At 65.7% G+C, this 20,291-nt stretch carries 19 protein-coding genes and 1 pseudogene; 12 read left to right on the top strand and 8 right to left on the bottom strand.

Translation table 11 applies throughout. The annotated features are described in order from the left end of the window. Window positions 1-14: 14 nt before the first annotated feature. The 3 genes from ACFQGD_RS23970 to ACFQGD_RS23960 all read right to left on the bottom strand — a co-directional run bounded on the left by ACFQGD_RS23970 (window position 15) and on the right by ACFQGD_RS23960 (window position 3,452). Window positions 15-614, bottom strand: a complete 600-nt coding sequence (locus tag ACFQGD_RS23970) for a flavin reductase family protein (protein WP_345400229.1) — start codon at window positions 612-614, stop codon at window positions 15-17. Next, window positions 611-2,422: an FAD-dependent oxidoreductase gene (locus tag ACFQGD_RS23965; protein WP_345400232.1), complete on the bottom strand. Its 1,812-nt coding sequence runs from the start codon at window positions 2,420-2,422 to the stop codon at window positions 611-613. Before ACFQGD_RS23965 ends, ACFQGD_RS23970 begins: the two co-directional genes overlap by 4 nt. Before the next feature lie 136 nt (window positions 2,423-2,558). Next, on the bottom strand, window positions 2,559-3,452 hold the full coding sequence (locus ACFQGD_RS23960) for a LysR family transcriptional regulator (protein ID WP_345400235.1): 894 nt from the start codon (window positions 3,450-3,452) through the stop codon (window positions 2,559-2,561). Between the two features lie 185 nt (window positions 3,453-3,637). Here ACFQGD_RS23960 and ACFQGD_RS23955 point away from each other — a divergent pair, with 185 nt between their 5' ends. The 4 genes from ACFQGD_RS23955 to ACFQGD_RS23940 are packed head-to-tail and all read left to right on the top strand — an operon-like array spanning window position 3,638 to window position 7,434. Further along, window positions 3,638-4,453: a dioxygenase family protein gene (locus ACFQGD_RS23955; protein WP_345400238.1), complete on the top strand. Its 816-nt coding sequence runs from the start codon at window positions 3,638-3,640 to the stop codon at window positions 4,451-4,453. 25 nt (window positions 4,454-4,478) lie between these two features. After that, complete coding sequence (locus ACFQGD_RS23950; RefSeq protein WP_345400241.1) at window positions 4,479-5,201, top strand: dienelactone hydrolase family protein; 723 nt, start codon at window positions 4,479-4,481, stop codon at window positions 5,199-5,201. After that, window positions 5,198-6,328: a muconate/chloromuconate family cycloisomerase gene (locus ACFQGD_RS23945; protein WP_345400244.1), complete on the top strand. Its 1,131-nt coding sequence runs from the start codon at window positions 5,198-5,200 to the stop codon at window positions 6,326-6,328. Before ACFQGD_RS23950 ends, ACFQGD_RS23945 begins: the two co-directional genes overlap by 4 nt. After that, window positions 6,325-7,434 carry a maleylacetate reductase gene (locus ACFQGD_RS23940; protein ID WP_345400247.1) on the top strand — a complete coding sequence of 370 codons (1,110 nt, stop codon included), beginning with the start codon at window positions 6,325-6,327 and terminating at the stop codon, window positions 7,432-7,434. The genes ACFQGD_RS23945 and ACFQGD_RS23940 overlap by 4 nt, the downstream gene beginning before the upstream one ends. A 37-nt stretch (window positions 7,435-7,471) precedes the next feature. Here ACFQGD_RS23940 and ACFQGD_RS23935 read toward each other — a convergent pair whose 3' ends face one another. The 3 genes from ACFQGD_RS23935 to ACFQGD_RS23925 form a co-directional block, all read right to left on the bottom strand. Further along, window positions 7,472-7,648: a hypothetical protein gene (locus ACFQGD_RS23935; RefSeq protein WP_345400250.1), complete on the bottom strand. Its 177-nt coding sequence runs from the start codon at window positions 7,646-7,648 to the stop codon at window positions 7,472-7,474. A 239-nt stretch (window positions 7,649-7,887) separates the two neighbouring features. Next, window positions 7,888-9,285, bottom strand: a complete 1,398-nt coding sequence (xylB, locus tag ACFQGD_RS23930; protein ID WP_345400253.1) for a xylulokinase — start codon at window positions 9,283-9,285, stop codon at window positions 7,888-7,890. A 22-nt stretch (window positions 9,286-9,307) separates the two neighbouring features. Beyond that, on the bottom strand, window positions 9,308-10,291 hold the full coding sequence (locus ACFQGD_RS23925) for a sugar-binding transcriptional regulator (RefSeq protein WP_390221100.1): 984 nt from the start codon (window positions 10,289-10,291) through the stop codon (window positions 9,308-9,310). Window positions 10,292-10,408: 117 nt separating this feature from the next. On the opposite strand from ACFQGD_RS23925, the gene ACFQGD_RS23920 reads away from it, so the two are divergent. The 6 genes from ACFQGD_RS23920 (at window position 10,409) to ACFQGD_RS23895 (ending at window position 16,520) form a co-directional block, all read left to right on the top strand. Next, the gene (locus tag ACFQGD_RS23920) at window positions 10,409-11,764 is read left to right on the top strand and encodes an ABC transporter substrate-binding protein (protein ID WP_345400259.1); all 1,356 of its coding nucleotides are present in this window, start codon (window positions 10,409-10,411) and stop codon (window positions 11,762-11,764) included. After that, window positions 11,761-12,696 carry a carbohydrate ABC transporter permease gene (locus ACFQGD_RS23915; RefSeq protein WP_345400262.1) on the top strand — a complete coding sequence of 312 codons (936 nt, stop codon included), beginning with the start codon at window positions 11,761-11,763 and terminating at the stop codon, window positions 12,694-12,696. Before ACFQGD_RS23920 ends, ACFQGD_RS23915 begins: the two co-directional genes overlap by 4 nt. 134 nt (window positions 12,697-12,830) lie before the next feature. Next, window positions 12,831-13,586 carry a carbohydrate ABC transporter permease gene (locus tag ACFQGD_RS23910; RefSeq protein WP_345400304.1) on the top strand — a complete coding sequence of 252 codons (756 nt, stop codon included), beginning with the start codon at window positions 12,831-12,833 and terminating at the stop codon, window positions 13,584-13,586. After that, on the top strand, window positions 13,586-14,590 hold the full coding sequence (locus tag ACFQGD_RS23905; RefSeq protein WP_345400265.1) for a zinc-dependent alcohol dehydrogenase family protein: 1,005 nt from the start codon (window positions 13,586-13,588) through the stop codon (window positions 14,588-14,590). Before ACFQGD_RS23910 ends, ACFQGD_RS23905 begins: the two co-directional genes overlap by 1 nt. Window positions 14,591-14,607: 17 nt before the next feature. Further along, window positions 14,608-15,702, top strand: coding sequence for an ABC transporter ATP-binding protein (locus ACFQGD_RS23900; RefSeq protein WP_345400268.1), 1,095 nt, complete (start codon window positions 14,608-14,610; stop codon window positions 15,700-15,702). 2 nt (window positions 15,703-15,704) lie between these two features. Then, the gene (locus tag ACFQGD_RS23895) at window positions 15,705-16,520 is read left to right on the top strand and encodes an inositol monophosphatase family protein (protein ID WP_345400271.1); all 816 of its coding nucleotides are present in this window, start codon (window positions 15,705-15,707) and stop codon (window positions 16,518-16,520) included. An 85-nt stretch (window positions 16,521-16,605) separates the two neighbouring features. On the opposite strand, the gene ACFQGD_RS23890 is transcribed toward ACFQGD_RS23895, so the two are convergent. After that, window positions 16,606-17,064: a hypothetical protein gene (locus ACFQGD_RS23890; protein ID WP_345400274.1), complete on the bottom strand. Its 459-nt coding sequence runs from the start codon at window positions 17,062-17,064 to the stop codon at window positions 16,606-16,608. Between the two features lie 230 nt (window positions 17,065-17,294). On the opposite strand from ACFQGD_RS23890, the pseudogene ACFQGD_RS23885 reads away from it, so the two are divergent. Then, window positions 17,295-17,474, top strand: a pseudogene (locus ACFQGD_RS23885) (IS3 family transposase); the annotation flags it as partial. A gap of 202 nt (window positions 17,475-17,676) precedes the next feature. On the opposite strand, the gene ACFQGD_RS23880 reads toward ACFQGD_RS23885, so the two are convergent. Further along, a complete protein-coding gene (locus ACFQGD_RS23880) occupies window positions 17,677-19,215 on the bottom strand; it encodes an AMP-binding protein (RefSeq protein WP_345400277.1) in 1,539 nt (512 codons plus the stop codon). A 252-nt stretch (window positions 19,216-19,467) separates the two neighbouring features. Here ACFQGD_RS23880 and ACFQGD_RS23875 point away from each other — a divergent pair, with 252 nt between their 5' ends. Then, complete coding sequence (locus ACFQGD_RS23875) at window positions 19,468-20,124, top strand: enoyl-CoA hydratase/isomerase family protein (protein ID WP_345400280.1); 657 nt, start codon at window positions 19,468-19,470, stop codon at window positions 20,122-20,124. Window positions 20,125-20,291: the final 167 nt, after the last annotated feature.

The following is a 20,291-nucleotide window of genomic DNA, read 5'->3' as shown; positions in this document are numbered from 1 at the left end:
TGCGTTGTCGAGCGTCATACGCTGATGAGTCCTGGCTCCGACAGGTGATGCAATTGGTGCGCGTAGGACAGCCACTGGGCCGCGCGTGGCTCACCGCGGCGTGTCGTAGGGGGCAGGTAGTCGAAGGCCAGCCCGAGCGTGTGAAATGTGCCGCGATGGAACAGCAGGGGCTCGCCGGGTCGATGGTCGTGGTGAACCACTTCGCCGACGAACATCAGGTGATCGCCGCCGTCGTAGGTGGCCCAGGGCACGCACTCCAGCCAGGCAAGGGTTCCGCGCAACCGCGGTGTCCTCGCGTCCTGCGACCACGGCACGTCCAAGTCGTCGCGAGGGCGTCCCGCGAAATGTAGCGCGACATCACGCTGGTTCGCTGCCAGTACGTTCACCACGAACGGCTGACCGGGGAGCAGGCTGGCCGTCTTCGCCGTTCGCGCGACGGACACCAGTATCAGTGGTGGATCCAGGGACACGGAGGTAAACGAGCTGACGGTCGCTCCGCGCGGTTCACCGTTGGCGAGGTAGGTAATGACGGTGACGCCGGTGGCGAAGCTGCCGAGGCAGGTGCGAAGTTTCCGACCATCGAGACGTGGCAGCGCGGCGGTCGTATCGCTCATGCCGATGCCAGGCTCGCCGTCGCGGCTGGCGTAGAGTCGTCGGACCTCCCATCTCGTCCGAGAATGCGCTCGAGCGCGTCCCGCAGACCCGATATGGCGGTGTCGTCGTAGGCGTACTGTCGCCAGCCGATGATCCGATCCGGACGGACGAGTAGTGCACCGCTCTCCGCGGTTTCCCTGACCGAGGCGAACTCACCGAACGGGTCTTCCGTGTCCTGACCCGCGCCGATCTGCTCGACAGTCAGCGGAACGCCGAGTTCGGTGCCAACTTGCTCGGCCGCCGTCCGCCATCGGCGGCCGCTGTTACCGGTGAGCAGCACGAACCTGCCACCGCCACACAGGTCGTGGGTGGATATCGTTTTCGTACCCTGAGTGAGCCACGCGTGCGGCAGCGGCGCCCCGGGACGGCTGCTGGCCTGGAAGTACAGTTCGGGGTCGCGCTGCCATTCCGGTTCGGGGCTGCCGTCACCGATGACGGCGGACGAGACGTAGCGCTGGTTCATCTCTACGCCGTGTGTGTTGTAGACGTAGTGGGTGGAGTCGATCGCCTCACGCAGGGCCGCGCGCTGCGCCGCGGATGCGTCGTCCTCTTCATGGAGATTGGCCATGTTCGCTCGCATCTGCTCCGGATCTTCGGTGTCGAAGAGACCAAGCGCGGCGAGGATCGGAGGGAAGTCGCCGAGGCTCTTGTTCGCCCTGGCGACCGTCTGTGCCGCGATGGGTGCGCGCTCGACGTGATAGCTGTCGAGCAACGCGGGCTGGGCGTGCCCGCGCAGTACGAATGCGAGCTTCCAGGCTAGGTTGTACGCATCGGCGATGGACACGTTGGAACCGAGGCCATTCGTTGGTGGATGGCGATGTACCGCGTCGCCCATGCAGAACACCCGCCCGCGCGATAGTTCGCGGGCGTAGGCGTCGTTGACCGTCCACGCGGAGGTTGCTTCGATTCGCACGTCCAGATCGTTGTCGCCGACCATGTTTCGGACGATGTCGACCACGTGCGAATCGCTGAGCTCCGGGGGACCGTCCGCGATGTCGTAGTTCCAGATGGCCAGCCATTTGTGCCATGGCCGAACCATGCGGATGACACCGATGCCGAGGCCGCCCCGGTCGGAACCGGGCTGAATGATCCAGTACAGCACGCTGGGCCGGTGTGCGACATACGCGCTCAGGTCGGCCTCGAACACGATGTTCAACGAACCTGACACGCCCATCGTGCCCTCGATGGGCAGGTCGAGGTCAGCGACGACCGAGGAGTTGGCGCCGTCGGCGCCAATGAGGTAGCGCGCACGGATGTCATAGACCGCCCCAGTCATGTTGTCTCGGACGGTCGCTGTGACGCCTTCCTCGTCCTGCACGTGCGAGAGGTACTCAGTGGCGAACCGAATACGGGAGCCACGTTGTGCCGCGGCGTTCACCAGGATCGGCTCCAGCAGGTTCTGCGGAAGGTCGCACATCTTGGTCGGGCTAGCCAGGTCGTGATCGGCCATACGGTTCGGATGGGTGCCCCACGTCCGGATCCTGCCGAGTTCCGTACCGGTCAGGCTCGTGCAGTAGGTGTTTTGGCCCATCAGCTCACGCGGCGTGGCTGCGGTCACCGCTTCCTGCTCGAGCCCGAGATCGCGCAGGATCTCCATGGTGCGTTGGTTGGTGATGTGTGACCGCGGAGTACGTGAGGTCCAGCCGAACTTGCTGATGACGACGTTGTCGACACCATACGTGGACAGCAGCGCCGCGGCCGCGCTTCCCGCGGGACCGGTCCCCACGATGAGGACATCTGTCCGGATGAGTGGTTCGCTAGCCGTCATCGTTGACGTCCCTTCACTTCGCCCGATCTGTGAAAGTGACGCTAATGACGGCCGCTCGATACTTCCAATACCAATTTCAACGGGGGATGATATCGATCTGGGTATCGAGTACCGGCGCTCGCTGGCCTGATCCGCCTTACGATGGAGCCGGCCACGTGTCGAGGAAGCGGAGGAACGCCCGCAACGCGGGCGCGGGCTCGGCCGCGCGATAGAGGCAGCTCAGCTCAAGTTGTGGGCCGTCAGCGAGGGGTACGTAGGCCAGGCCTGGCATGGCGATCGTGGTGGCCGAGCGGGGCACGATGGCGGAGAGTCCGCCAGCGGCCACGTAAGCGAGTGCTGTCACGGCGTCTTCCGCCTCGCGGGCGGCGCGCACCGTGAACCCGGCCTGCTTGCACATCTGGCTGACATCGTCGGCGAAGCTGGGCCTTGGCGCCGCCGGGAAGAGGACGAGGTTCTCGTCGCGCAGGTCGCTGAGCCGGATCTCGCCCTGCTGAAGCAGCGGATGGGTCGAGGGAGTGGCGACGAACAGTGGTTCGGTCGTGATCTGGCGACTCACCAGTCCCGGTTCGTCCCGATAACGGCGGCTGAAACCGAGATGCATGCGCCCGTCGCGGATCGCGTCAGCCTGGACGTTCTTGGGCGCGCGCTCCAGTACGAACGTGACCTGTGGGTGCGCTTGCGCGAAGCCGCGGAGCAGGCGGGGGACCGCGTCGAAGATCGTCGACCCGAAGTGACCGACCACCAGCTGTCCTATCTGGCCCGCTTCGGCGAGCCGGGTGCGCTCCACGGCGTGCTCGGAGAGTCGCACGATGCGGTAGGCGCGATCGAGCAGGACCGCGCCGGGCTCGGTCAGTTCCATACCGACCGGTGTGCGGTGGAACAGCTGTACGCCCACCTCCTGCTCCAGCCGGGTGATGCGGCGGGTGAGCGGCGGCTGGGTCATGTGCAGGCGCAGTGCCGCGCGACCGACGTGTCCTTCCTCCGCGACGACGATGAAGCACTCCAGCTGCCTGATGTCGAGGGTCGTCACGGTACCCACGATAGCCCTTACAGCATGAATGGTCAGGCAGCGATAACAAGTCGGGTATCGAGCCAAGGTCAAAGAAGTATTGGATCGAGCACAACGAGTCCGCGACGCTGCTACTGGGCGGCTCACCGTAAGCCCGCCAACCTGACGGGAGTCATCTGGTGAGCCACGTTTGAGGAGTAACGCGAATGGCCGACTATGACGAGCGCGTGGCCACCGTGGCCACCGAGATTCTCGCCGCGGTGCGGGAACGACTTGAGAAGCACCAGGTGACCCACAGCGAGTACCGCGCGGCGTGGCGATGGCTCATCGGCCTCGCCGAGTCCGGTGAGGTCCCGCTGTTCCTAGACGTGTTCTTCGAGTCCGTGGTCGAGCGGCTCACGCACGACGGCAAACCAGGCTCGCCAGGAACCGTGCAGGGGCCTTACCACCTTCCTGATGCCCAGATGCTCGACGGCGATCCGCTGGTGCTGCCGATGCGTGATGACGAGCCGGGGACGCCGATGATCTTCACTGGAAAGTTGTGCGGGCTCGACGGAACGCCGGTGCCCAACGCACTCATCGACATGTGGCAGGCGGGCAACGACGGCACCTACTCCGGTTTCGTTGGCGACGCGCCCGCCGGCAACCTCCGCGGCCGGATGCGCACCGGGGCGGACGGCACCTTCCAGGTGCGCACCATCCGGCCGGCGCCTTATCAGATCCCGCACTCCGGCCCAACCGGTGAGTTCCTCGCGATGATCGGCATGCACGCGTGGCGGCCCGCGCACTTCCACTTCATCATTACCGCCGACGGGTACGAACCGTTGATCACCCAGCTGTACTTCAATGGTGACGAGTGGCTGGAGGACGGCGACGTCGTCGGTGCGGTGAAGGACTCGCTTGTCATCGACGTTCGAGACGGAACCGATGAGAGTCTTGCCGCACGGTTTGGAATCAACGGATCGCATCAGGTGGCCGAATACGACTTCGTGCTGCGGCCGGGTGGCGCGAATGTGTCATGAGCGGTGGAGCGGCACCGGTGATGCGATGCGCGGCAGTACGCCCGTCGCCATCCCGGTGGAGAAAGGCCGTGACATGCCGGGATGGACCTTCCAACCAAGGAGTACGCCGCGGGGACGCTGCGTGGTGGCTCCGGACATCTACGGACCATCCCCGTTCTACGCGGAGGTGAGCAGGCTGTTGGCGGCAGAGGGTTTCACCACGACGCTGGTTGACTACTTCTTCCGGGAGGGCCCGCTGCCTGAGGTGACAAGGGAGGCCGCGTTCGCTAGGCGCGCGGGCCTCGATGAGCAGCGCGCGCTGCGTGACCTATCGGCCGCGATCGATCATGTGGGAGCGAAAGAAGCCCGCACCGGTCTGGTGGGGTTTTGCCTCGCGGGCCAGTTCGCGCTTGACCTGTGCGCCCAGCGACAAGACCTGGCCACGGTCTGCTACTACCCATTCCCCGAGGGCGTCGACGGCGAGGTCGCGGTGCGGGCACCGCGACCGATCGACCTCGCCGACGAGATCCGCGGGCCGATCCTGGCGATGTGGGGGACCCATGACTACATCCCCCTCGACGTCATCGCTCGCTTCGAGAAGGCCATGCTGGAAACCGGGGTCGACTACACGCAGCGCCTTTACGAAGGGGCCGGACATAGCTTCCTGCAAGGCCTTGTCGAGGAGCGTCCTGACAGCGCGGCGGCTCACGGCTCGTGGCGGGAGACCCTGCGATTCCTGAACGCACACGTCGTCGGACAAGTGTCGTGAGCGGCCCCCAGGTTACGTCGATCGACACCACCATCATCGACGTCCCGACTCGCCGTCCCCACCGGTTCGCCGAGCACAGCATCGAGCGGCAGTCGTATCTCATTGTTCGCCTGCACACCGATGGTGGTCCGGTTGGCATCGGGGAAGGAGTCTCACCGGGAGGCCCGTGGTGGAGCGGCGAGAGCATCGAAGGTCAGCAGCAGATCATCGAGCACTATCTCGCACCGGCGCTCCTCGGCACGGACTGTCTCGATCTGCACCACGCGGTGGCGGCGATGGATCGCGTCGCTTATGGGAACGACTTCGCCAAGGCGGCGTTGGAGATGGCCTTGATCGACGCCGCGGCCAGGGTGCGTGACGTGCCCGCGTACGTGCTACTCGGTGGTGCGGCGGCGCGAGATCGCATCTCGTTGCGATGGGCGTTGCCCGCGCTGGGCGGGACGGAAGTCGTGCAGGAGGCGGCCGAACGGCTCGGCGAGGGGTGTGCCGGACTCAAGCTGAAAATGGGCGCCCTGACTCCGGAGGAGGACATCCGACGGGCCGGGCTTCTCGTCGACAAGATCGGGGCGGACGTCGACTACCTCGCCGACCCCAACGGGGTCTGGGACTTCCGCACCGCCGCGTGGGCGATCCGTGAACTAGAGGCCATCGGCGTCAGGACACTCGAGCAGCCCATTGATCGCGATGACCTCGCGGGAATGGCGAGCCTCTGCCGCCGATCGACCGCCATTCGGCTGATGGCCGACGAATCGGTTTGCCGCCCCGCCGACGCCGTAGCCGCTGTCACCGCGAGGGCCTGCGACGCCGTCTCCATCAAGCCGGGCAAGGCGGGTGGACTGCTCAGGGCAGCACGGGTCGCGTCGATCGCGGCAGCGGGCGGGGTCGCTTGCTACGGGGGAACCGCGCTGGAGAGTTCGATCGGCACCGCGGCGGCGATGCACCTCTTCGCCGCGTTGCCCAGCCTCCCTCTTGGCTGTGAACTCGTCGGCCCGCTGCTGTTGGCCGACGACGTCACGGTCGAACCGTTGCGTCACAGCGACGGTTACCTGCATGTGCCCACCGGGCCAGGTCTTGGCGTGCGGATCGATGAGGACAAACTGGCCCGCTATGCGAGGAGCACCCCATGACGCCCCACACACCGGTCGCCACCGAAGCCGTGATCCGCGAGTTCGTGCACGAGATGCCTGCCACGCGAGTAGTCCTTGCCGCTGGAGCGAGGAACAACGTGCCCGATGAGGTCGCTTCGCTTGCCTGGCAACGGGTCCTGCTTATCGGTGGGGACGAACCGCTGCGCGCAGTCGGTGACGAGATCGCCGCCGCACTCGGTCCGTGGGTCGGCGCGCGGATTTCCGATACCGCCCAACATGTTCCCACCGCCGCCGCGACAGCCGCGACCGCGACGGCGCGGCGCATTGCGGCGGACGGGCTTGTCGCTCTCGGAGGAGGTTCGGCGATCGGGCTGGCCAAAGCCGTCGCATTGGATACCGGCCTGCGGATTCTCGCCGTCCCCACCACCTACGCGGGTTCGGAAATGACCGATATCTGGGGCAGAACCGATGGCGGCCGCAAGACTACTGGTCGCGACCCACGAGTCCGGCCCGTGGCGGTCGTCTACGACGTCGAGCTGACAACGGGCATGCCCGCCGGGTTGACCGCGGTGAGCGGACTCAACGCCCTTGCTCATTGTGTTGAAGCCGCCTATGACGCGCAGGCAAGTCCCATTACCCGGCTGCTCGCCGTTGAAGGGGCGCGGTTGCTCGCCACATGGCTACCTGACGCCGTCGCGGACGGTCGTGAGCTGCGTGCTCGGGCTGAGGTGCAATATGGAGCACACCTGGCGGGTACGGCGCTTGGTGCCGCGCGCATGGGGGTCCATCACAGCCTCTGCCATATCCTCGGCGGTACTTTCGGTCTTCCACACGCGGAAACGCATGCCGTGGTTCTGCCGTACGCGGTCGCGTTCAACCAGACCGCCGCTCAGGCAGCGCTCGCTCCACTCGCGGCCGCGCTGGACGTCAACGATGTCGGAATCGCCGCGACGTTGTGGGACCTCGGCAGGAAAGTGGGAGCGCCCCGGTCGCTCGCCGAGTTCGGCCTCACCGCACACGACGCTGTGCGTGCGGCTCGCCACCTGGCCGAGCACCATATATCCAACCCACGTCCTGTCGATCCGGAGGGCGCCAGGGAACTGGTTCTCGCCGCGTATCACGGCAAGCGGCCGGGAGACTACTAACTAGGCACGCACCGCGGGTAGGTCTGCCAGGCAGGGGCTACCCGCCGTGAACGCACTTGGGGCACGCATCCACCTCGCTGCCATCCTCGCCACCGATGCGAGCCCCATCGCTTTGAAGGCCGCTGAGCAGTTCGGTGACGCTGTACCCGCCGGGAAAATCGGGGTCGGCGATGGCAAGATCGAGCTGGCACATGTTGCATTGGATGATCCGCATGCGGGATCCTTCCCCTTGTGCTGATCGTCTGATTCGGGCGGGCTCGATGGCACGTAATCCTCGTGAATTCCCCACCTGGCCGAAGATCCCAGCTTTATGTGGAGCGGGAGTGCATTTCGCGTGTCAGGACTTCTCCAGCGAGGGAAACTAGAGGAGAACTTTCGCCGGGCCGATGATCGAGGAGCTTTCGAACCGCTCTATCTCGCCGACCAACTCGGCGCCTTGAGGCTTGAGGCGGGTCAAATGCTGTGGCGGGTTGCGGCGTAGCGATCGCGTATGTGGTCACCAACAGAGCGGTCGATACCGGTCAGTATGGTGGCCTCGCGCAGTGGCCAGTGCGGGGGTTCTGGGGTACCCGCGAGCGCCCAGGCGGCTTGCCGTGCGGCGCCGATCGCGACGTATTCGCCGGGCTCGGGCACTGTCACCGGGGCGCCGAGGACGGTGGGTGCGGCTTCTCTGACGGCTGCTGAGCGGGCGCCGCCGCCGACGAGCAGGATGCGGTTGATGTCGACCTCGAGGGCACGCAGGGCATCGAGGCCATCCGCGAGTCCGCAGAGCATGCCTTCGACCGCCGCTCTGGCGACGTTTTCCGGCGTCATGGTGTCGCGGCGCAGTCCGTGCAGGGATCCGGCGGCGTCCGGCAGGTTCGGGGTGCGTTCGCCGTCGAGGTAGGGCAACAGCACGAGGCCGTCGGCTCCGGGGTTCGCCGCGAGGGCGAGCCGGTCCAGGCCGTCCAGGTCGGTGCCGAGCATGCGCGCGGTGGCCCCAAGAACCCGAGCCGCATTGAGGGTGCAGACGAGCGGCAGGAACCGTCCGGTCGCGTCGGCGAACCCGGCGACGGTCCCGCTCGCATCCGCTACCGAGTCGGAATGAACCGCGAACACGGTGCCGCTGGTGCCGACGGAGACGATCACGTCGCCTGGCCCGGCGCCGAGGCCGAGTGCGGCGCCCATGTTGTCGCCGGTGCCGGGCGCCACGATCGTCCTCGAATCGAGCTCGCCGACCACTTCGGACGGTGCTGCGACCCGGGGCAGCGCCAGGGGTGCACCGAACGCGAGCGACACGACATCGTCGCGATACGTGTGTTCGGCGGGTGACCAGTAGCCGGTTCCGGAGGCGTCACCCGCGTCGGTGACCGGCTCGACGCGGCCGCCGAGCAGTCGCCAGGTGAGCCAGTCGTGGGGGAGCAGCACGCGTTCGATTCGGGCTGCGAGAGCCGGTTCATGCTCGGCGACCCAGCGCAACTTGGTCACCGTGAAGCTGGCGACGGGCACGCTGCCCACGGCGTCCGCCCAGGCAGCGGGCCCGCCGAACTCGCTGACGAGGTCGGAGGCGGCGTCGGCCGAGCGGGTGTCGTGCCAGAGCAGGGCGGGCCGGACCACCGCGCCGTCGCCGTCCAGCGCGACGAGCCCGTGCTGCTGACCGGCGACGGCGAGCGCGCGGACGTCGTCGAGCAGCCCGGCGCTGGCTTCGGTCCAGGCGTCCCACCAGCGCCGCGGGTCGACCTCGGTGGTGTCGGGGTGCGGCGCCCGCGCTTCCCGGACGACCGCGCCGGTGTCCGCGTCGACCACGACCACCTTGCATGACTGCGTAGAGCTGTCGATGCCTGCTACCAGGGGCCCGGTACGTAGGGTCACGGTGGTCTCCTCGGTCGGTATCTCAGGTGAGCAGCTCGCGGGCCACGTCGGTGTCGGTGACGAGTGCGGTGACGATACCCGCCGTGAGCACGGCATGGATTGCCTGCGCTTTGCGGGTACCGCAGGCGACGGCGATGACCTCGGGGACCTTGCGCAGCTGCTCGGCGCTGATCGCGATGACGCGGTCGTCGAGGTCGGTCACCGGCATACCGTCGTCGTCGAGGAGTCGTGCGCAGGTCTCGGCGCGGACGCCGCGCGCGCGGAGCGCGGTGGCTTCCGCTTTGGTGAGTGAGTCGCGAACGAGCGACTCCGGTGGGTCCCACGATCCGATCGCGACGATCGCCTTGGTGAGGTCGCGGTAGCGCCGCATCGCGTCGGCCACTTGCGGCTGGGTGAGTAGCCCTCGGGCGGAGGTGACGTCCGGGAGCACCAGCGGCGCGTAGATCGGGAAGGCCGGGCCCCGCGCGATGCTGGCGACTCGGCGGACCAGTTCCACCGAGTTCTCCTTGACGCCGCCGGGGTGGACGCCGGTGAGCTGCACGACGGTGATTCGGGGGAGAGTGGTCAGCGCGAACACTGTCTCCTGGAGGGTGCGCGAGCAGGCGAGCCCGATGACGTCGCCCTCGGTGATGATCTCGGTGAGGTAGTCGGCCGCGATCCTGCCGACGCTCTGGCGCACCGACTCCGCATGTCCCTCAGGGCTGGCGACGACGATGGCGTCGGTGAGCCCGTAGCGCGTCCGCAGCGCATCCGACAGCTCCGCGTCGATCTGGGCAGGCACGGCGATGTCGATCCGCACCAGCCCGGCGTCTCGTGCGTCCTCCAGTACTCGCGCCACCTTGAACCGGCTGATGCCGAACTCCTCCGCGATGTCTACTTTGGACGCTCCGTCGAGGTAGTAGCGGCGTGCCACGCCTGCCGCCCGGATTAGCTCGGCGGGCCGTAGCGCGCTGTCCCTGCGCGGCGTCGACACCTGATCACCGTCCTTCCGCTCATATGAGCGCAAACAAGCTCATTATTGCACGACCCGTTGACGGTGTCACGGGTCACAGCGTTCACTTGGTTCACGCTCAGGTGTGAACGAGTACACACAGATGAGCAACGCCAGGATGAGGAGGCCCTGATGACAACCAAGTCCCGCTCGCGCACCGTGCTCGCCGCTTCCGTGGCGGCCGCGACGTTCGCCGCGGCGTGCTCGGGTGCCGGTGCTGGTGGTGGCGATGACACGGGCACGGTCACCATCGCGACCGTCGCCAACCCGCAGATGCAGGACATCGAGAAGCTCACGTCGGAGTTCGAGAAACAGCACCCCGACATCGACGTCCGCTTCGTGACGCTGCCGGAGAACGAGCTGCGGGACAAGGTCACCCAGGACATCGCCACCGAGTCCGGCCAGTTCGACATCGTCACCATCGGCACGTACGAGACGCCGATCTGGGCGGAGAATGGCTGGCTCACCTCGCTGGACGAGTATGCCAGCGACCCGGCCTACGACGTCGATGACTTGCTGCCGCCGGTGCGGGATGCGCTGTCGTTCGAGGACAGTCTGTACGCGGTGCCGTTCTACGGCGAGTCGTCGTTTTTGATGTATCGCAAGGATCTGTTCGCGAAGGCTGGGTTGGAGATGCCGGACCAGCCGACGTGGCAGCAGGTCGCGGAGTTCGCCGAGAAGCTGCATGATCCGGAGAACGACGTGGCTGGGATCTGTCTGCGTGGACTGCCCGGCTGGGGTGAGGTGCTGGCACCGTTGAACACCGTCATTCTGACGTTCGGTGGTCAGTGGTTCGACGAGAGCTGGAACGCCAAGCTCACCTCGCCGGAGACGAAGCGGGCTGTTGAGTTCTATGTCGATCTGGTGCGTGACTACGGCGAGCGTGGTGCGCCGAACGCCGGGTTTTCGGAGTGTTTGACCGCGACGGGCCAGGGTAATGCGGCGATGTGGGTCGATGCGACGGTCGCGGCCGCCTCGTTGGAAGATGAGAAGACGAGCAAGGTCGCAGGGAAGATGGGCTATGTGCCCGCTCCGACGGTGAGAACCGACCACGCTGGCTGGTTGTGGGCGTGGTCGTTGGCTATCCCGGAGACGTCGCAGCAGAAGGACGCCGCGTGGGAGTTCGTGTCCTGGGCGACGTCGAAGGAGTACCACAAGCTGGTCGGCGAGGAGCTGGGTTGGACCCGCGTTCCGCCGGGTGCTCGGGCATCGACCTACGAGATCCCGGAATATCAAGCGGCGGCTTCGGCGTTCGCGGAACCGACGCTCGAGGCGATCGAGAATGTGGATGTGAACCAGCCTGGTTTGCATGAGCAGCCGTGGACGGGTGTGCAGTACGTCTCGATCCCGGAGTTCCAGGATCTCGGGACGCGGGTGTCGCAGGAGATCTCGGCCGCCATCGCTGGTCAGCAGTCGGTGGATGAGGCGCTGGCGAAGGCGCAGCGCATGGCTGAGGAGACCGCCCAGGAGGGCGGCTACCAAGAATGACGACATCGACCTTGCCTGCGGCGGCCCCCCGGGGCCGTCGCGAGGCGCGCCCGAAACCCACTGCGCGAGAACGCTGGCGGCTGCGTGGTCCGCTGCTGCCAGCGCTGGTGCTGACGATCCTGCTGACGCAGGTGCCGCTGCTCGGCACTGTGTTCTACAGCCTGCGGTCGCGGAACTTGCTGCGGCCGGAGTCGGATGAGTTCGCAGGTCTCGCCAACTACGGCACCGTGCTCGGCGACGAGTACTTCCGCAATGCCGTGGTCAACACGTTGATCTTGACGGCGTCGACGGTTGTGTTGTCGATGGCGTTGGGGATCGCGTTCGCGGTGTTGCTGGACAAGAAGTTCCTTGGCAGAGGTGTGGTGCGGACACTGCTGATCACACCGTTTTTGGTGATGCCGGCAGCGGCGGCGTTGTTGTGGAAGCACGCGATGTTCAATCCGTTGTTCGGCATGCTCAACTGGGCGCTGTCGGTGGTGGGTATCGGCAAGGTCGACTGGGTCAGCACGTTCCCGATGCCGTCGTTGGTGTTGATGCTGGTCTGGCAGTGGACGCCGTTCATGATGTTGATCGTGTTGGCGGGGCTGCAGAGCCAGTCCACCGAGATCTTGGAGGCCGCGAAGGTCGACGGCGCTGGCCCGTGGGACACGTTCCGCCGGATCACGCTGCCGCACCTGCGGCGGTTCATCGAGCTGGCCATCCTGCTTGGCTCGATCTTCATCGTGCAGACCTTCGACCCGATCTTTCTGATCACCCAGGGTGGGCCGGGGCAGGCGACCACCAACCTGCCGTTCGCGATCTACCAGACGACGTTCCGCGCGTTCGAGGTCGGCGAGGCCGCCGCGGCGGGGGTGATCGTGGTGATCGGCACCATTGTGATCGCCACGTTCGCGCTGCGGGTGATCTCGAGTTTGTTCCAAGAGGAGACATGATGGCGACGGCGATGGCGCCCCCGCGTGCCGACGTACCGGCGGCCGGAAGAACCGGAGGGGCTCAGCGTCGGTCCCGGCGGATCGAGCCCGGCTCGGTGGTGACCGGCGTGCTGGCCTGGGTAGCGGCAGTGGTGATGTTCTTCCCGGTGCTGTGGATGTTCGTGACCGGGTTCAAACAGGAGGCGCAGGCGGCCACCGACCCGCCGACGTGGTGGTTCACACCAACGCTCGAGCAGTTCGAGGCGATCCTGGGCCGCAACTTCACGCCGTATCTGTTGAACTCGCTGATGGCGACGGTCGGCTCGACTGTGCTGGTGATCCTGCTGGCGACCCCGGCGGCGTACGCGCTGTCGTTGGCGCCGGTCGGGCGGTGGAAGGACTCGCTGTTCTTTTTCATCTCCACGCGGATGATGCCGCCGGTCGCGATCATCCTGCCGCTCTACATCATCGCCAACGACATCGGCATGCTCGACAACATCACCATGCTCTCGTTGATCTACACGGTGATGAACCTGCCGATCGCGGTATGGATGATCCGCTCATTCCTGTTGGAGTTGCCGAAGGAGGTGCTGGAAGCGGCCCGAGTGGACGGTGCGAGCTTCGGTACTGAGATCCGGCGGATCATCCTGCCGATGATCGCGCCAGGGCTGGCGGCGACCGCGCTGATCTGCTTCATCTTCGCGTGGAACGAGTTCTTCTTCGCGGTCAGCATGACCGCTACCAACGCGGCGACGGTGCCGGTGTTCCTCACCGGGTTCGTCACCAGCGAGGGGTTGTTCCTGGCGCGGTTGTCCGCCGCAGCCACCATGGCCGCGCTCCCGGTGATCCTGGCCGGCTGGGTCGCGCAGAAATGGCTTGTCCGCGGCCTGTCACTTGGGGCGGTGAAATGATGCGCGCAGCCGTTATCGACACTCCGGGCTCGGTCTCGGTCACCACGGTGGACGACCCGACGCCAGAGCCGCGCGACGTGGTGGTCGAGGTCGCGGCCGTGGGGATCTGCGGCACCGACATCCACATTCTCGACGGCGATTTCGCGCCGACGCCGTATCCGATCGTGCCCGGTCACGAGTTCGCGGGCACGGTCGTCGGGCTCGGCTCGGCGGTGACTGAACTGTCCGAAGGGGATAGGGTGGCGGTTGATCCGTCGCTGTTCTGCGGCGAATGCCACTTCTGTGCGATCGGACGCGGCAACCTGTGCGAGCGGTGGAACGCCATCGGCGTGACGACGGCGGGTGCGTGCGCGCGGTACGCCGTGGCCCCAGTCGCGAACTGCTACCGGCTGCCGGACTCCGTGTCGCTGGAGCACGCGGCGCTCATCGAGCCGCTGTCGTGTGCGGTGCACGGCTTCGACTTGCTGCCCGGCCGGATCGGTGAGCACTACCTGATCTACGGCGCGGGGACGATGGGGCTGATGATGGCGCAGCTCGCGCAGGGCGCGGGCGCGGCCAGTGTCAGCATGACCGACCTCAACACGGAACGGCTCGCCGTCGCGGAGAAACTCGGCGCCGATCAGGTGGCCACCGCCGCCGATGAGTTCGACCGGCCGCAGGGCTGGGAGGTCGTCGTGGACTGCACCGGCGCGGTGCCCGCCATCGAGGACGGGCTGCGCCGGGTGCGGCGCGGCGGCACCTTCCAGGTATTCGGCGTCGCACCCGCGGATGCGATGGCGTCGTTCTCACCGTTCCGTGTCTACAACGACGAGATCACCGTCGTCGGCAGCATGGCCGTGCTGCACAGCTACGGCCGCGCCGTGGAACTGCTGGCCGCGGGCGCCATCGACCCGGCGACCATGATCAGCCACAGCTTCGGCCTCGACGACTACACCGCCGCGCTGGACGCCTTCCGCGCGGGAACCGGGCGCAAGCTGCAGATCCGACCCGGCCAGGCGGCCTGACACGAAACGGAGAAGCGATGGCTACCATCAGCTACGAGCAGGCAACCCGGATCTACCCCGGAACCGGCATCCCCGCCGTGGACGGACTCGACATCGACATCGACGACGGCGAGTTCCTGGTCCTGGTCGGACCGTCCGGCTGCGGCAAGTCCACCTCGCTGCGGATGCTCGCCGGGCTGGAAGACGTCGACGAAGGCACCATCCGCATCGGTGACCGCGACGTCACCGAGCTCGCGCCGGGCAAGCGTGACGTCGCGATGGTGTTCCAGTCGTACGCGCTGTACCCGCACATGAGCGTCGCGCAGAACATGGGCTTCGCGCTTGAGATGGCCAAGGTCAGCAAGGACGAGCGGGTACGACGAGTGCGTGAGGCTGCCCGCATTCTCGACCTGGAATCTTATCTGGATCGCAAGCCGAAAGCGCTCTCCGGCGGGCAACGGCAGCGCGTCGCCATGGGACGTGCGATCGTGCGTGAGCCGCAAGCGTTCCTGATGGACGAACCACTGTCCAACCTGGACGCAAAACTGCGGGTGTCCACCCGCTCGCAGATCGCCGAGCTGCAACGACGGCTGGGCGTCACCACCGTCTACGTCACCCACGACCAGGTCGAAGCCATGACCATGGGCGACAGGGTCGCCGTACTCAAGGACGGCGTGCTACAGCAGTGCGACACGCCACTCGGGCTCTATCGGCACCCCGCAAACGCCTTTGTGGCCGGATTTATCGGCTCACCCGCGATGAACATCCGCGAATTCCCTGTCACGCACGGCCAGGCGCGCATCGGCGAGTTCGCCATACCGCTGCCGCGCGGCGTTCTCGACCAGATCGCCGCGGAGGACACCAACAGCGTGCTGCTCGGCTTTCGGCCGGAGTCGATCGACCTCGTCGGAACGGGTGAGGGGTTCCCAGTCACCGTACGGCTGGTCGAGGAACTAGGCGCCGACACCTACCTCTACGGCAGCATCGACGGAACTGGCGAGATCGACGGACCGGACATCGTCGCCCGCATCGGCCAAGCCGTGCCACCGCGCATCGGCGACACCGCTCACCTGCGCGTTCGGCCAGGCCAGGAGCACGCGTTCTCACCCACCACCGGCGCCCGGCTGGTATAACGATGGCCTCCGCTCCCGCGCCGACCGGACTTGTCAGCTCGCTCGCCGACATCGCCATCACCACCGCGAAGGCCGCCGGCAGACTGCTACTCGAACGCCAGCCAGGCATCCGGCAGGCCGCGACGAAATCCAGCCCCACCGATCCGGTCACCGACGCCGACCGCGCCGCCGAACGACTCGTCGTCGGCGCCATCAGCGCCATCCGACCAGAAGACGAGATCTTCGCCGAGGAAGGCACCCGAGTCGCTGGGACGAGCGGCCTCCGCTGGGTCATCGACCCCCTCGACGGCACCGTCAACTACCTCTACCAACGCGTTGGGTGGGTAGTCAGCATCGCGATCGAGGACAGCGACGGCGCCCTGGTCGGCGTCGTGGTCAACCCGCTGCACGACGAGACCTTCAGCGCGGTGCGCGGTGGCGGAGCCTACCGCGACGGCGAACCACTGCGAGTCAACGACGACGTCAGCGCCGCGATGGCACTGGTCGGCACCGGATTCTCCTACCAGCGCGAGTCACGACATCGCCAAGGCGACCTGCTGGCTCGGCTGCTACCCAGCGTGCGAGACGTCCGCCGCACCGGCACGTGTGCCGGAGATCTCTGCGACGTCGCAGCGGGTCGGCTCGACGCCTTCCTCGAAGACGAACTCTCACCCTGGGACTGGGCAGCCGGAGCCCTCATCGCCCGCGAAGCAGGCGCGACCATCACCCGACTCCGAGACGGCACGGACAACCACGGGCTGCTGGTGGCCCCACCGGCGCTGCATGGGGAACTGGCTCACCTTGTTGCCGAGAAGAGTGGAGAACGCCAGCGTCCATAATGCAGGACGTGCTCTGGCGGATAATGCGTGTCAGAAGCGCGGCACGCTCGCTGTCGGCCGTGCGCATCCGGCAAACCTGGGCGGTTCACTCACCGCCATCGGTGATCGTCTTATGCTCTGACCTGGGATCAGTGCCCCCGGCAGGATTACCGAAGGATGGGAACGGGCGCGACCAGATGTTGCCTGCAGGGCGGCTGATCATCGGGGAGCGGTTCTCGATTTCGTAGCCAGCCAGGCAGCCAACAATCGAGCGGTATGGCGGCGTCGGCGAGTCCACGGTGCTCCGGGTGCTGATCGCCGAGGACGTTGTCCTGCCCGAACGCCCTGGAGCGGCGCGACAAAGCGGCTGTTCCCGGAGTGGGCCGAGTTCGTCGGTGGTGCGGTATGCGTCGTCGACGAAGAGCACCCGCTCGTCCGATACCAGGCAGTCGGCCACGAGTGACCAGAAAGACGCGAAGCGCTCCGCTGGGACGTGGGACAGCCAGAATTCGAAGAAGACGACGTCGTAACGACGGTCTGGCTGCCAGCGGACTATAGGCCGCACCACCCTCTACCGCAATCCCACGCTCCGCGCGGTCATCGAGGACACCGCCACTGCACCGCCACCAGCGGAACCCTCACCGGCCTCACCGACGAGATCGCCACACTCCGCACCGCGCTCGACGCCCTCGCCACCCGAGTCCGCCGCCACGAAGAACAACTCCGCCGAATAACCCCGAAAGCCTGAAACGTTAACCGGCCAATTGGCGGAAACCGCGATCATTAGCCGGATAATGTTGGGATAATGCCCTCGCGGAGTCGTTCTTCGCCAGCCTGAAGAACGAACGCGTTCATCATATGGTGTATCCCACACGAAAGGAGGCGAAGAAAGATATTGCCCGCTATATCGAATTGCACTACAATCGGCGGCGAATCCATTCAGGACTCCGCACGAAGTCCGCAAAGACTACCTGAATGAGCAGCTCGCGGCATAACGGACGCAAACTCAGCAGTCCGGAAAACGCGGGGCCGCCCACTCGGGAATCAGAAGGGCCTCATGTGCCCATCAACTGCGGAACTCGGATCCCAGCTCAGCGCCGTATTCCCAGACGACACGCCGATTATTCAGTGGCCTCCTAACCCACGTGGCCCGTGACGCTGGACTGATCGATTGATCTCAATTGGCCTTGTGCTGCGTTCGGTCCCAGTACGGCGCCCTGAGCTTGAACTTTTGGATCTTTCCCGTCGCCGTCTGCGGAATCGACTCCCGGAACTCGACCGATGTCGGCGCCTTGTAACCCGCCAGGCGCTGCTTGCAGTGCGTGATGATCTGGTTCTCGGTTACGTCGGTGCCGTCCGCGCGAACTACGAGCGCCTTGATCGTCTCGCCCCACTTTTCGTCGGGAACCCCGATCACCGCTACCTGCGCGACGGCGGAGTGACTGAAGATGCAATCTTCCACTTCGATCGAGGAGACGTTCTCACCACCGGTTATGATGATGTCCTTCTTTCGATCGGAGATTGTCAGCTGGCCCTCGTTGTCGATGGATCCGCCGTCGCCGGTGTGGAACCAGCCACCGTCCAGCGCGTCGGCCGTGGCGTCCGGGTTGCGCCAGTATCCATACATCACTGTGTTCGCTCGGGCCAGAACCTCGCCCGAGTCGGAGAGCCTCAACCGCACACCAAGCGCAGGTAGGCCAGCGCGGGATAGCTTGCGCGCGTGCTCCTCGGCATCCAGCTGGTCGTCGGCAGGGAGCGCCCGATTGATGGTCAGCAGCGGCGAGGTCTCGGTGAGGCCGTAGATCTGCAGGAACTCCCAGCCCAGCTGGTCGCGGATGCCTGCGATGGTCGTGCTGGGTGGCGGGGCACCAGCGCAGACGATGCGGACCCGCCCACGACCGGGTATCTCGCCCTGCCACTGCTTGGCGGCATCGAGAACCGCATTCCACACAGCGGGCGCGCCGCACATCAGAGTCACGCCGTGCTGCTCGACGCGGCGCAGGATCTCCATGCCGTCGACCTTCCGCAGCACGATCTGCTTGGTGCCTAGCCCAGTGAGCCCGAACGGCATGCCCCATCCGTTGCAGTGGAACATCGGCAGCGTGTGCATGTAGACGTCGCGCTCCCATGCCCGTGTATGCATGGCCAGCGTGACCGCATTGACCCAGATGTTGCGGTGCGTCAGTTGTACACCTTTCGGACGTGCAGTGGTTCCTGAGGTGTAGTTGATCGTCGCGGGCGCGTTCTCGTCGGGTGATGGCCACGGCTTCGGCTCTGCGTCGAACCGCATCAACTGAGTCTCGGTCTGCTCGCCGAGCACAAACCTGTGTGGCGCATTAACGGCAGCCAAAGAGTCGTCGAGTTCTGGATCAACCAGCAACGCCGAGGCTCCGCTGTGACCGACGATGTAGTCGACCTCCTCGGGGCCGAGCCGGAAGTTCACCGGCACGCAGATCCGGCCACTGCCCGGAACCGCGAGGATCAGTTCGAGAAGCCGGGCGGAGTTGTGACTGACAACGGCCACCCGGTCGCCGGTTCCAATTCCGAGCCCGTCGAAACCTGCTTGCCACGCACGGACTCGGTTGGCCAAACCACCAAAGGTGGTTGGTTCCACGGGTTCACCGGGCTGATTCGGCTCGTCGATCACCGCAACGCTGTCGGAGAAGCCGGTCTCACCCCGCTCAATGAAGTCCGAGACGGTGAATGGGACGTGCATATGCAACCTCCGGAAAATCGTCAAGATCGTCGTTAACGTCGCGAGCACGCAACTTAGGGACAGATTGTACGTAGTCAAGCTCGGGATTGTCTTCCGTAGTTTTCCCGGATGTTTACGAACACGCTGAAGTTGCTTAATGGAGGTCAGTGAGCTGTGGCGGGTCTGTCGGTGAATCGACACTCCCGCTGTGACGGCGCGGCGTTAGCTGGATAATGACGAAGGCGTGCGGTCGCGAAGGTAAAGGTCCGGAGGATGATGATGCTTGTACAAAGCGATGATACAAATCAGGCTACTACGTTCGGTAACGTACTGTTCGAACAGGATGGTGGCATATTATGGGTGACGCTCAATCGCACCATTGCGTTGAACGCAATCAATTCTGCGATGGCTGATCAATTACGGGAAATGTGGGCCCGGGTGCGAGCCCACTCCGATATTCATTCAATCGTTATATCTGCGGCTGGATCTGAGGCATTCTGTGTCGGATTCGATACCGTCGATCCGCCCAAGCCGATGTTCGAGGGGACTTGTGGTGAGCCATCTTTCGGATACATCAGCCCAAAGGAATGTGGCGTTGAACAACGTGTTGTGGTCGCTGTTAACGGCATCGCATGCCGTGATTCGTTCCGATTTCTGCGGGATGCTGACGTGGTTATCGCTGCGCGCAATGCTTCCTTCTTTGAGCCGCGGCTCGGGATACGACGCGAAGACGGATCCTCGCCCTACTCGAAAGTGGCGCCTGCGCTCCGCGTCCTGATTGCCAGCGACACGACAATACGTAATCCGGTGACAGCGGACCAGGCTATGGAATCGGGTTTGGTTTGGGAGATCGCGCCGCTGGCATCGCTGCGGACAGTTGCCGGGCGCGTCGCTCGTGAGGGGTGTCCATTCACGGGTGTGTGCGCGTGATGGCGGCAGGCTGTGGCTGGGGTGGGGAACCAGGGGTTTCCGGTAAGTGAGCGTCGCGGATGGCGTCGATCGCTCGGACGCCGTTGGCGCGGGCGCTGGCGAGGTAGGAGCGCACGTGCAGGTCGGCGCGGAGGTTGTCGCGGGTGCGTCAGTACCCGGAGACGGCC

This window comes from Haloechinothrix salitolerans (genome assembly GCF_042662605.1).
GTDB lineage: Bacteria > Actinomycetota > Actinomycetes > Mycobacteriales > Pseudonocardiaceae > Haloechinothrix_A > Haloechinothrix_A salitolerans.
Note: the sequence above shows the minus strand (reverse complement) of the source record. Positions and strands in the feature narration are given on the sequence as shown.

What these genes read in the sequence shown, in the direction of transcription:
- ACFQGD_RS23950 (WP_345400241.1), top strand. Translation starts at nt 4,479, where the DNA reads ATGCGCGGCAGTACGCCCGTCGCCATCCCGGTGGAGAAAGGCCGTGAC.
- ACFQGD_RS23880 (WP_345400277.1), bottom strand. Translation starts at nt 19,215, where the DNA reads ATGCACGTCCCATTCACCGTCTCGGACTTCATTGAGCGGGGTGAGACC.
- ACFQGD_RS23940 (WP_345400247.1), top strand. Translation starts at nt 6,325, where the DNA reads ATGACGCCCCACACACCGGTCGCCACCGAAGCCGTGATCCGCGAGTTC.
- ACFQGD_RS23910 (WP_345400304.1), top strand. Translation starts at nt 12,831, where the DNA reads ATGTTCTTCCCGGTGCTGTGGATGTTCGTGACCGGGTTCAAACAGGAG.
- ACFQGD_RS23895 (WP_345400271.1), top strand. Translation starts at nt 15,705, where the DNA reads ATGGCCTCCGCTCCCGCGCCGACCGGACTTGTCAGCTCGCTCGCCGAC.
- ACFQGD_RS23955 (WP_345400238.1), top strand. Translation starts at nt 3,638, where the DNA reads ATGGCCGACTATGACGAGCGCGTGGCCACCGTGGCCACCGAGATTCTC.
- ACFQGD_RS23935 (WP_345400250.1), bottom strand. Translation starts at nt 7,648, where the DNA reads ATGCGGATCATCCAATGCAACATGTGCCAGCTCGATCTTGCCATCGCC.
- ACFQGD_RS23965 (WP_345400232.1), bottom strand. Translation starts at nt 2,422, where the DNA reads ATGACGGCTAGCGAACCACTCATCCGGACAGATGTCCTCATCGTGGGG.
- ACFQGD_RS23905 (WP_345400265.1), top strand. Translation starts at nt 13,586, where the DNA reads ATGCGCGCAGCCGTTATCGACACTCCGGGCTCGGTCTCGGTCACCACG.
- ACFQGD_RS23970 (WP_345400229.1), bottom strand. Translation starts at nt 614, where the DNA reads ATGAGCGATACGACCGCCGCGCTGCCACGTCTCGATGGTCGGAAACTT.
- ACFQGD_RS23915 (WP_345400262.1), top strand. Translation starts at nt 11,761, where the DNA reads ATGACGACATCGACCTTGCCTGCGGCGGCCCCCCGGGGCCGTCGCGAG.
- ACFQGD_RS23875 (WP_345400280.1), top strand. Translation starts at nt 19,468, where the DNA reads ATGATGATGCTTGTACAAAGCGATGATACAAATCAGGCTACTACGTTC.
- ACFQGD_RS23900 (WP_345400268.1), top strand. Translation starts at nt 14,608, where the DNA reads ATGGCTACCATCAGCTACGAGCAGGCAACCCGGATCTACCCCGGAACC.
- ACFQGD_RS23920 (WP_345400259.1), top strand. Translation starts at nt 10,409, where the DNA reads ATGACAACCAAGTCCCGCTCGCGCACCGTGCTCGCCGCTTCCGTGGCG.